Below are 9291 nucleotides of genomic sequence, written 5' to 3'. Positions count from 1 at the left end.
GAGCGATTTGCTAGACTAAGCGGATTTGAGAATTTGCCACAAGAAAAGCTACAATCCGCCCATAAATATATCTTAGAGAATCTGCATAAGCTGGAGTGCTAGAGTTTTTCTATCTCTTTGAAAACAATGCCATTTTCCGTTTTTTGATATACAACACGAAAACTACCCTGCCTACTAAGAAAACTTATTGTATTTAGCCTTGTTTCTAAAGCACAACCCCGCATAACAGCCATAAGCAAAGAGTTTATCTCTAATAAACTGCCATTGTTAGTATTATAAAATTGCGTTATTTTGATTTCAAGCTCCTTATCCAAGCTATCAGGGTAAAGTTTAAATAAATCATCTGGGTTTTGGATAATCACTCAAGCCCTTTTTCTTTCAAAGTTTGCATAGCCCAAGCAATATCATTTTCATCTGGCTCTTGTATATCTCTCATAAACACCGATTCTACAGGCATAACATCGCCCGTATTTGTGGATTCCCAAAAAGAGTCGTGGCTCATATTTGAAAGCTCATTTGCACTTTTATCCCATAGACTATACACCACAGAATCTATAATGCTTATTTCTATGGCTTGAAAATCATTCATATCAGGTTCAATAAGGCTATAAAAGCTTGTTTGTTTTTTGTCAAATTTGATAGTATTAAAGCTATGAATAATGCCTTTTTGCACCATATCATCTAATATTTTGTTATATTTCTTTGGCACAGGACCATTATTGAGCTTAATAAACTCCAAATTACTAAGACGCTTATGCGTTTTATACATAAACTCACGCTCACAAGACCACAAAATCTTTGCAAGTTTTACCTTGCCTAATTTCGTAGGCTCATCTCTAAAGCAGTAGATAATGTAGTTAATAATTTTCTCTAACTTTTCCATAACTTACATTCTACCACAAACAAAGTCTTTAATCAAGGTGATATAAAGTTTGATAGCTTGGGAGAGCGATTTGCTAGACTAAGCGGATTTGAGAATTTGCCACAAGAAAAGCTACAATCCGCCCATAAATATATCTTAGAGAATCTGCATAAGCTGGAGTGCTAGAGTTTTTCTATCTCTTTGAAAACAATGCCATTTTCCGTTTTTTGATATACAACACGAAAACTACCCTGCCTACTAAGAAAACTTGTATTTTAACCCTTTTAAAAATCCCTAGACTTATGAAGCTAAGTCAAGAGGTGAGTAAGACTAGCCCACCCCTAGCCAAAGGGCAGACTATGGATAATCTTAGTAACACTTGACTATTAATAAACATAATAGTAAGATAATAACTAAGATTTTTGTCTTAATCTTACTCATTGTAACCTCCTTTGCAAAAAGTAGGTTACCACTTAAGAGGCTGCCACCTCTTAAGGACAACCTCACACATATTATATCACAATCCTTTAACCCTTTTAAAATTCCCTAGATTCTAGCAATATATCAAGCAAAAAAGGCTGTAAGAATGTATTGCTTAGAGTGTTAGGATTGACTTTTATACACCTGCAAAAGCTTTATGATAAAAGTATCCCATTTTTTATACTCTTTGTCTTTCAGCATTTTTAAAATCTCACTGCTATTATGCTCGTTTCTATCTATCCTTAAGCCCAGCTCATTAAAACTATCATAAATATCATTTAGCGTTGGCGTTAAATGCTCTTGTTTATTCATAGTGTCCTGTATGATGTTTTGGATAATCGCAATGAGTTTATTTATTTTTGAGCTTTGCAAGGATTTCTCCTATCTCTTTATCGTTAAATTTAGGGATTGAAAGCTCATTTTCATTTTGATATTTTGAGTCATTGAGTGAGCCATAAGGGATAGCTTCACCTTTTAATTCACAAAACAATAATTGCATAATCCTTATGTAAGGTGGAATTTTAATAATAGAATTAGAGGCATTAAAAATCACAATAGGTAAATTTCCATTATACCCGGGATTAACATACGATGAAATAGGTAAGATTAAGCCTATTCTAGCAAAGGAGCTTCGCGGTAAGACTATGCCGCACATTGTATTTGGCATAGTGATAGTTTCTACACTTTTTGAATAAAGATAGCTTTGTGGCTTAAGCTCATAGCCCTTTGCTAAATCCACTTCATCATAAATATCCGCACATAAATCTTCCACACTATCCACTTGAAACAAATCAATTATATCATCATTTTTTTTAATAAAAGCCTTATCATCAATGCTTAAATCAATGCTACTTCCCCTTATATTGTTATCATTTAGGGCAGTGATATTGTGGCGGATTTTTTCTAACTCACTTGTGGCTAAAATCATTTTGCTTCCTTTGTGTGATTAACATTGCCTAGATTCTAACATACTTGCTTTAATTTACTTTTAACCCTTTTAAAATTCCCTAGATTCTAGCAATATATCAAGCAAAAAAGGCTGTAAGAATGTATTGCTTAGAGAAGTTTCAAAGGGAACTTGCCTATTTTTTGGATATAGATTTAAGAGACTTGCCAAAGGTGCAAGAGATTTTAAAAGCACAAGGCTACACCGCAGTTAAAAAGAATGATGAGATTATAGAGCTAGGCGGTGCTAGACAATCCTTTTTAGAAAAAATAAAGACAAGGGATTTAAATTATTTAGAAAAAGAGATTTTAAATGCTGAAAGTATTATAAAAGGTGCTGACATTATAGGCGACTTTAGACAGCAGGCAGGTAGTGCAAAGCATAAATCGCCAACCTCCACCGCAAATTCTACCACAAACAACCTAAAATGGCAACAAGATGGGAATGTTTTACGCAGTGTAGTAGAGCTAGATAATACAAAAGTCCTACAAATCAACGCAGATGAAGCAATTGCAAAGCTACACAACACACAAGGGCAACCTATTCCACAAGAGATAGACATACAGACTTTTAAAAATGTATTAGAAAGCATAGAGAATCAAGATAATTTTATTACCCATTTGCAAAAAAAGCAGGACGCCCAAAGTCGTTTAGCGTATTTAAATCTAGTAGAACCAACACTCAAAGAATGGGATATAAAACTCACAAAAGGCGATAGAAAAGAGCTAATTAAGGTTTTTAATGATGGGGATAACTTTTTTACACTACTCATCACAGAGCAGGACAACAAAAGACTAATAACATTTATACCAAAAGCAAGAGATGGGTATATAGAATCAAAAATTAAAAATGCTGACCTTATCCAAACTTTTACCAGCCGAGCGAGTGAAAGCAAAGCTGAATGGACTCGCGTTGCAAATTACAATAAGGAGCTCAAAAATGCTAAGGCTAACCCATATCCGCACAATGCAGATGAAGTGGCAAAGAGTGAATCTATCTCTAATCTTAGTTTAGAGCAGGGCTACCCACAACAATATCACCTTAGCAATACAAATTCTACCACAAACAACCTAAAATGGCAACAAGATGGGAATGTTTTACGCAGTGTGGTAGAGCTAGATAATGGGGAAAAACTGCTCCTTTCAAAAGATAGGCTAGAAAATATCTATATCCAAAGCAATCACATAGAGCAAGTAAATAGCTATGATGAACTCATCTTACAAGAAAGCTTAGAGAAGTTTGCCAAAGATGAGCTAGAAAATAAACTAGCTAAACAAATAGAATCTAAAGGGTTAGCGCAAGAGCAATGGTGTGAAACTTTTAATCTTAAAAGTTTAGATGAGAGTTACACGCCAAAGTTTAGTGATGAAGTGAGTAAAGCCCTAGAGCCGATTTTACAAGGGGAGCAGATAAAGCTAACAAGTGGGAGTTTGCTAAAGCTTATGCAAAGAGATAGGCTAGAGTTTTTGCCCTATATTAAGGACACTTTAGAGTATAGCGACATAGTAATAAAAGATAAAGAAAACGCCCTTATCTTTGCTAAAGACATAGGACAGACAAGCTATTTTACAAGTGTGAGTAAAAACGATAAGGGCGAATGGGTTATATCTACGAACTCATATAAAACAATCAATCAATTAAAGAATAGGGTTAATGATAGTGGGGAAATTCTATACATAAGCAAGGAAGCTCCAAATATACTCGCTGAAGCTTTCACCACTAAAGCGTTTTCTAATGAACTTGCAAGCGACATTATACCACAAATGCCAAAAGATAATAGCGATCCTGTAAAGACTTTTGAGTATTTTAGAGATGATTTTATAAAAGAGTATCCCAAAGCCCTAGAATTTTACAGCGGGCAGATACCATTGGCAAGTGAGCTATCATACGGGGTTGAGAAATCTCTGCTTAAGAGAATAAAAACAATCAAAGAAGCGATGAATAATACCGCAAAAGATAAGTTTAAAGAGCTATTGAAAAACATAGGATTAAAGCAAAATGAGATAGCCCAAGTGCTAGATACAACGATTAGAAGCGATATTGATTTCACTTTGGATAGAGTTAGAGACTATTTAGACTATGTAGCCAGAAACCTAGAAAATTTCCCCCCAGAGCATAAGCATATAGCACAAGAGATTCTAGCCCATAGCCAAAATATCCTAAACATATTTGAAAACAAAACCCCCCAAATAGAGCAGCTACAAAAAAAGCGAGAGTTAATCACTAGCTTTCACAACAACGCAACAACATCTAACACTAAAGAACAGGATTTATTAAAAGGGCTTATTAATGAACTCTACAAGCCACAATCTAAGCAAACACCACCGACATCAAAAGGGCTTTTTGATGAAGTGGATTCTAGCCTAAGCCAAGAGATAAAAGATATTATAGATTCTAGCCCACAAAAAGGGCGAGATATGCAAATCATAGGGGAAGCAAACTTCACGCCCCAAGTCGTAGAATACGCACATAAAAATAATAAAAAAGTAGCCATTGATAAGCTAAGTCAAGCAGAAGCGGAGCAGCTAGGCTATAAATACCCAAATGATGTCCGCGTAACTATTGATTATAGTGCGATTAATCACACACTTAATCGGCACGGAGCAGAATCTGCTCTTGTAAAAAATAGCGGACAAAAAGCGGTGGATTATACCGACATAGCGGAGTATAGAAACATTGTAAAGGGTGCTGATGAGAGTTTAGATAGTGTGGATAATATGGGAACACCTGTTGTTGTTAGCTATAAACAAATCAATGGACATTTTGTAGTTGTAGAAGAAATAAGAAAAGGACAAAATGAATTAAACTTTAAGACTATGTTTAAACAAGAAGGAAATTATAAAGATTCTGAAAGCTATAAGAAAACAAGCCAAAGCTCAAACGCTACTGAAGGTTACGAGCCCACCGCTAATTCTTTTGCTTTGACTAAAAAGGGTTACAAGCCTGACTTGCCTACCCCAAACAACATTATACCACAAAAATATTTTAATCCATTTATGAATGAGTATGAAAAAATCAAAGAAATTAAAAAACTCCACACACAAGATGATGTGCTTGTTAGAGTGATGAAAATCAATGATAGATATATAGAGCCTTTAAGCAATATGAGTGTAAGCAAAGAATACCTACAAAAGCAAACAGCCCAAAGCTTAAAAGAGCAAATCACACAAGCTATTTTAGGCAACCAAACCCAGCTTAAAGCCCTGCAACAAGGCTATAATACCTACCACTTAAGCTCTTTTCAAAAAGAAATATTAGAATCTGCCCTAGATATGGCAAATAATCCTATAAAATATAAAGAATACAAGCTACAAGGATTACAAAAATAGCTAGACAATCTTAATAGCAATAGAGAAGAGCTAGAAAAAGAAATATCTGCGTTAAAAGGGGAATCTAGCTTAGAATCTGCCCCCTTTAAGCACACAGGCGAAAAGTGCGGAGACAGCGGTCAAAGCTCAATCAGCCGCAGCCACGCCCACTGAAGCAGCTCCTATTGCTAAAACCGATACAGACATTATACCACAACAAACACTAAATGGCGATAGTATAACCAACCCTGATATTTCATACGCTATAAAAAATGAAAATATTACTAAAGAGTTAGTAGAAAAAATAGCAAATGGGGAGATAGATAACATAAGAAAACGGGGCGATAAATATCGCAGATGTTAGCTATTATGATAAAGACAATATGACAATGTATTCTGCCAACATAGGCAATTATATTGATGATGATTTGGGTATGAAAGGCGATAGATTTTTCTTAAATAATATAAACAAAAATGAGTTTTACATACCACCTACAAAATCATTGCAAGACTTTAAAGAACAATCCCTTAATCAAATAGAATTTCTCAAAAAAGCCATTAAAACAGAAATAGACAATGTAAGAGATGAAAAAGAATTGCATAAAAATATAAGAGAAATTAAATTTAAAGCCCGTGAAAATGCTGAAAGAAGGCTTTTTGATGATGCGATATATAAAGAGCATACACAGGCACGAGAGTTTTACACTACTCAATATGATGAAGCTATGCAAGAGATGCAAAACTACTATGACAAGAAATTTACAAACACTTTAAATGAAATAGATTTTAATGCCCCAACAAAGCAAGTAAAAACACAAATGCTAGAAGCATTAAAGCCCATATTTAACCAAACAATGACAAGTAGTGATGGAGTGCAAGCCTATATGTCTTTAAAATCTCTCTCAAAGATGACAAGCGATAAGGCAATACAAAAGAGCATAGACAATGGATTTAGCAGAGAAGAACATTTAAAGGCGGTGCTAGATATACAGAGATTGTTTGAAAATGCGAAGTTGGCACAAACGCACGGCGACAACAAGAATTTAAGCGAAAATGTTTTAATTCATAGATTAAATAGTGAGTTAGAAAATGGTAATGCTTTAATTACAACAAAGGAAAGTTTAGATATAAATAAAAATAGAGTGTATAGCTTAGAATTAACCCCACGCTTTAACGATGAAATGCGTCCGACAGACATTAAAATCTAGCGAGGGCGGTTTTAGCTCACCCAAGCATACGGCGGACCAAAGCGTAGCGACTATTGCTAAAACCGATACAGACATTATACCACAAACAACACTAGAATACAATGCAAAAGTTTAATTACGATGAGAGAAAGGCAAAAGATTTACTAGAATGGCATAAAGATTCTAGTCCTTTGACAAAAGATGAAAATGGAGTGCCAAAGGCGGAAAATATGCTAGAATCTAAAGCAAAAACGCAAGGGCAGGATTTGGATTTATTTAGCACTTTTATAGAAAATGGCAAGATTAAGGAAAGTGCATTAAATAGCTATGCTAAGAAAATGCCAGATATGGTAAATCAGCAAGAATTTCTAGCACAAATACCACACAAAGACAAGCAGGGATACAGCACAATACAAACACCCATAGGAAATATAAAAATTAATTTAAACCACGCTTGGAATCATCTAAACAAAGGGATACTTACAAGAAAGATAGAAGTTTATAGCGGTGCATTCCTTGATACCCTTACCGACCCGCTTTTTATCGTTAAGCAAGAATATACCCCTAATCCTAAAGTGTCTGCGAATGCTAGGGAAATGCAAAATAGCAAACCAGTGCAGACTAGAGATGCTGAAAGTATAGCACAAGATTCTTATGTGAAAATACCCATTAACACGCTTGATGAAACAAAAGCAAAACAATTAGGATTTAGAATCCCGCAAAAAACCACAAGAAGCATAACGCCAAGCGAAGTGATACATACTCTAAAAAGGCACGGCGAAAACTCACCTATGGTAAAAAATGGCAATCAAAAGGCTGTAACGCTTGATGAAATTGCTAAATACCAAAGCTATGCAGATAATGCTCAAGTAAAACAAGAGAGCAAAGACAAAGTAATAATAGAGTTTTGATAAGTGTAGGACAACTTGACAATGGATTTTTGGTAGTGATAGAACAGATAAGAAAGGGGCAAAATGAACTAGGCTATAAAAATATGTATTTTGAAAAGGGATACTTAACGATGAAACACTTACAAGAATTTTCAAAAAGTAGTCAGCCTCCCAGCTTCCTCCTAAGTTATGAGCTTAGTGCTATGTTTGGCTGATGAGGCTTGATTATAGCACAACTTTTTTAAAGAAACTTATAGAGTATTGAACGCTTAAGGTATAAACCCGCAAGTAGACTTAGTTATGAGCTAAGATTTGCTTAGATAAGATTCTATCAATACTCGCTTAAATCATACCACAAAACACTTTAAAATTTTTAATTTGCCATTTACCAAAAAACAACCACACAAGATGTTTGCCTAAAGCATTCACAATCTTTGATTTTCTTTTAATGCTTCTGTATCATCAAGGAGTTTTTCATTTTCTACTTTTTTAATATTTTGCTTTGATAGTTCATTTTGGTATTTTATCTCATCTAGTTTTGCCGTGTTTGTTGCTAAGTCTTTTGCACTAGTTTGCGGAGTGGCATTCTTTGGCATTTGATTAGACATATACATCGCCTTTTCCCGCCCACATCGCCCACATTTGTTTTGTCCGTTCTCACTCCGCCCACATCGCCCACATTTGGAGTGGTGGCGGATTTTGGCGTTTGATTAGACATATACATCGCCTTTTCCCGCCCACATTTGTTTTGTTTTTGCCCCTTGCTTTGCCATTTTTGACTTTTTTTGCAATCGCCCCACATTTGTTTTGTCCGTTCTCACTCCGCCCACATCGCCCACATTTGTTTTGTCCGTTCTCACTCCGCCCACATCGCCCACATTTGTTTTGTCCGTTCTCACTCCGCCCACATCGCCCACATTTGTTTTGTCCGTTCTCACTCCGCCCACATCGCCCACATTTGGAGTGGTGGCGGATTTTGGCGTTTTTGTTTTTGCTTTTTAAATGATTTGTTTTGCGTGGATTGTGGAATAATTTGCAAAGATTTTTGATTTTTGTGAAAAAAAATTGCAAATGCAAAAATGCGATTCTGCGTTTTTGGGCTTTGCTCTAGGGTTTGAAGTGTGCTTGAAATAGCGTTTGTAGCGTGGTTTATGGGCTTTGGGCTGTGCTTGTGCGTAGTGTGTTAATGATGTGTGAAGTGGTGGGATAGGCTGGATTATGTGTAATGGTGGCAAAAATGTTAGCCTTTGAAATAGCGAGTGCAAGGGCGTTGTGCGGTTTGTTTGTGAGATTTTTGCAAAAAGTGGCAAATTTGTGGTATGATTGCGGCGATTTTGATTTAAGGAATCGTGTTTTTTGACAAGTGTGTCAAGTTTTGTGCCAAATGCCTTGTGTGCGAAGTGTGAAGCGTGAAAAATGATAAATAACCTATAATTTTATAACCTGATGGGAGAAGCCTTATTTTAGGAATTTTAGGGCTTTTGCTGGAAGTGGGTTTGTGATTAAGAATTGATGTTCGTAGATTCTAGAATCTGTTTTTTCTTTCTTAGTCTTGTTTGTTGTTTTCTCTCTTGCTTTATTGCTTTGTCATACTGAGCGTAAGCGAAGTATCTATGTT

The 9291-nt window shown here is 35.6% G+C and carries 13 protein-coding genes; 5 read left to right on the top strand and 8 right to left on the bottom strand.

Features of this window, described 5'->3' with window-relative positions:
* Positions 1-98 precede the first annotated feature (98 nt).
* From LS74_RS10405 to dcd, 4 genes are all read right to left on the bottom strand, one after another.
* Positions 99-362 carry a hypothetical protein gene (locus tag LS74_RS10405; protein ID WP_034589783.1) on the bottom strand — a complete coding sequence of 88 codons (264 nt, stop codon included), beginning with the start codon at positions 360-362 and terminating at the stop codon, positions 99-101.
* Complete coding sequence (locus LS74_RS10400) at positions 359-883, bottom strand: Panacea domain-containing protein (RefSeq protein ID WP_052086523.1); 525 nt, start codon at positions 881-883, stop codon at positions 359-361. The genes LS74_RS10405 and LS74_RS10400 overlap by 4 nt, the downstream gene beginning before the upstream one ends.
* A gap of 582 nt (positions 884-1465) precedes the next feature.
* On the bottom strand, positions 1466-1714 hold the full coding sequence (locus LS74_RS10390; protein WP_034588034.1) for a hypothetical protein: 249 nt from the start codon (positions 1712-1714) through the stop codon (positions 1466-1468).
* A complete protein-coding gene (gene dcd / locus LS74_RS10385) occupies positions 1692-2270 on the bottom strand; it encodes a dCTP deaminase (protein WP_034588032.1) in 579 nt (192 codons plus the stop codon). Before dcd ends, LS74_RS10390 begins: the two co-directional genes overlap by 23 nt.
* 119 nt (positions 2271-2389) lie before the next feature.
* Here dcd and LS74_RS10990 point away from each other — a divergent pair, with 119 nt between their 5' ends.
* From LS74_RS10990 to LS74_RS10370, 4 genes are all read left to right on the top strand, one after another.
* Positions 2390-5617: a PBECR3 domain-containing polyvalent protein gene (locus tag LS74_RS10990; RefSeq protein WP_052086459.1), complete on the top strand. Its 3228-nt coding sequence runs from the start codon at positions 2390-2392 to the stop codon at positions 5615-5617.
* A gap of 362 nt (positions 5618-5979) precedes the next feature.
* Entirely contained in the window at positions 5980-6804 is an 825-nt protein-coding gene (locus LS74_RS10375) for an LPD3 domain-containing protein (RefSeq protein ID WP_052086457.1), read from the top strand.
* Positions 6773-6919: a hypothetical protein gene (locus LS74_RS10985; protein ID WP_167480489.1), complete on the top strand. Its 147-nt coding sequence runs from the start codon at positions 6773-6775 to the stop codon at positions 6917-6919. Before LS74_RS10375 ends, LS74_RS10985 begins: the two co-directional genes overlap by 32 nt.
* Positions 6906-7694 carry a hypothetical protein gene (locus LS74_RS10370; protein WP_034588029.1) on the top strand — a complete coding sequence of 263 codons (789 nt, stop codon included), beginning with the start codon at positions 6906-6908 and terminating at the stop codon, positions 7692-7694. Before LS74_RS10985 ends, LS74_RS10370 begins: the two co-directional genes overlap by 14 nt.
* Before the next feature lie 404 nt (positions 7695-8098).
* Here LS74_RS10370 and LS74_RS10365 read toward each other — a convergent pair whose 3' ends face one another.
* From LS74_RS10365 to LS74_RS10355, 4 genes are read right to left on the bottom strand one after another with little or no spacing between them, the layout of a single operon-like run.
* Positions 8099-8281, bottom strand: coding sequence for a hypothetical protein (locus LS74_RS10365; RefSeq protein WP_034588027.1), 183 nt, complete (start codon positions 8279-8281; stop codon positions 8099-8101).
* Entirely contained in the window at positions 8227-8391 is a 165-nt protein-coding gene (locus LS74_RS10980; RefSeq protein WP_167480488.1) for a hypothetical protein, read from the bottom strand. The genes LS74_RS10365 and LS74_RS10980 overlap by 55 nt, the downstream gene beginning before the upstream one ends.
* Complete coding sequence (locus tag LS74_RS10360) at positions 8384-8620, bottom strand: hypothetical protein (protein ID WP_167480487.1); 237 nt, start codon at positions 8618-8620, stop codon at positions 8384-8386. Before LS74_RS10360 ends, LS74_RS10980 begins: the two co-directional genes overlap by 8 nt.
* Positions 8621-8671: 51 nt before the next feature.
* Positions 8672-8908, bottom strand: coding sequence for a hypothetical protein (locus LS74_RS10355; RefSeq protein WP_034588023.1), 237 nt, complete (start codon positions 8906-8908; stop codon positions 8672-8674).
* A 2-nt stretch (positions 8909-8910) separates the two neighbouring features.
* On the opposite strand from LS74_RS10355, the gene LS74_RS11640 reads away from it, so the two are divergent.
* Positions 8911-9033 (top strand): hypothetical protein, encoded by a 123-nt coding sequence (locus LS74_RS11640; protein WP_268903688.1) that lies wholly within the window; start codon positions 8911-8913, stop codon positions 9031-9033.
* Positions 9034-9291 lie beyond the last annotated feature (258 nt).

The sequence above is a fragment of the Helicobacter magdeburgensis genome, from assembly GCF_000765825.2.
Classification (GTDB): domain Bacteria; phylum Campylobacterota; class Campylobacteria; order Campylobacterales; family Helicobacteraceae; genus Helicobacter_C; species Helicobacter_C magdeburgensis.
This window is presented reverse-complemented; position numbering and strand designations above follow the sequence as displayed.

Excerpts from the sequence above, each read along its gene's own strand:
- LS74_RS10375 (WP_052086457.1), top strand. The coding sequence starts at position 5,980 with ATGACAATGTATTCTGCCAACATAGGCAATTATATTGATGATGATTTG.
- LS74_RS10980 (WP_167480488.1), bottom strand. The coding sequence starts at position 8,391 with ATGTCTAATCAAACGCCAAAATCCGCCACCACTCCAAATGTGGGCGAT.
- LS74_RS11640 (WP_268903688.1), top strand. The coding sequence starts at position 8,911 with ATGTTAGCCTTTGAAATAGCGAGTGCAAGGGCGTTGTGCGGTTTGTTT.
- dcd (WP_034588032.1), bottom strand. The coding sequence starts at position 2,270 with ATGATTTTAGCCACAAGTGAGTTAGAAAAAATCCGCCACAATATCACT.
- LS74_RS10370 (WP_034588029.1), top strand. The coding sequence starts at position 6,906 with ATGCAAAAGTTTAATTACGATGAGAGAAAGGCAAAAGATTTACTAGAA.
- LS74_RS10990 (WP_052086459.1), top strand. The coding sequence starts at position 2,390 with ATGTATTGCTTAGAGAAGTTTCAAAGGGAACTTGCCTATTTTTTGGAT.
- LS74_RS10985 (WP_167480489.1), top strand. The coding sequence starts at position 6,773 with ATGAAATGCGTCCGACAGACATTAAAATCTAGCGAGGGCGGTTTTAGC.
- LS74_RS10400 (WP_052086523.1), bottom strand. The coding sequence starts at position 883 with ATGGAAAAGTTAGAGAAAATTATTAACTACATTATCTACTGCTTTAGA.
- LS74_RS10365 (WP_034588027.1), bottom strand. The coding sequence starts at position 8,281 with ATGTCTAATCAAATGCCAAAGAATGCCACTCCGCAAACTAGTGCAAAA.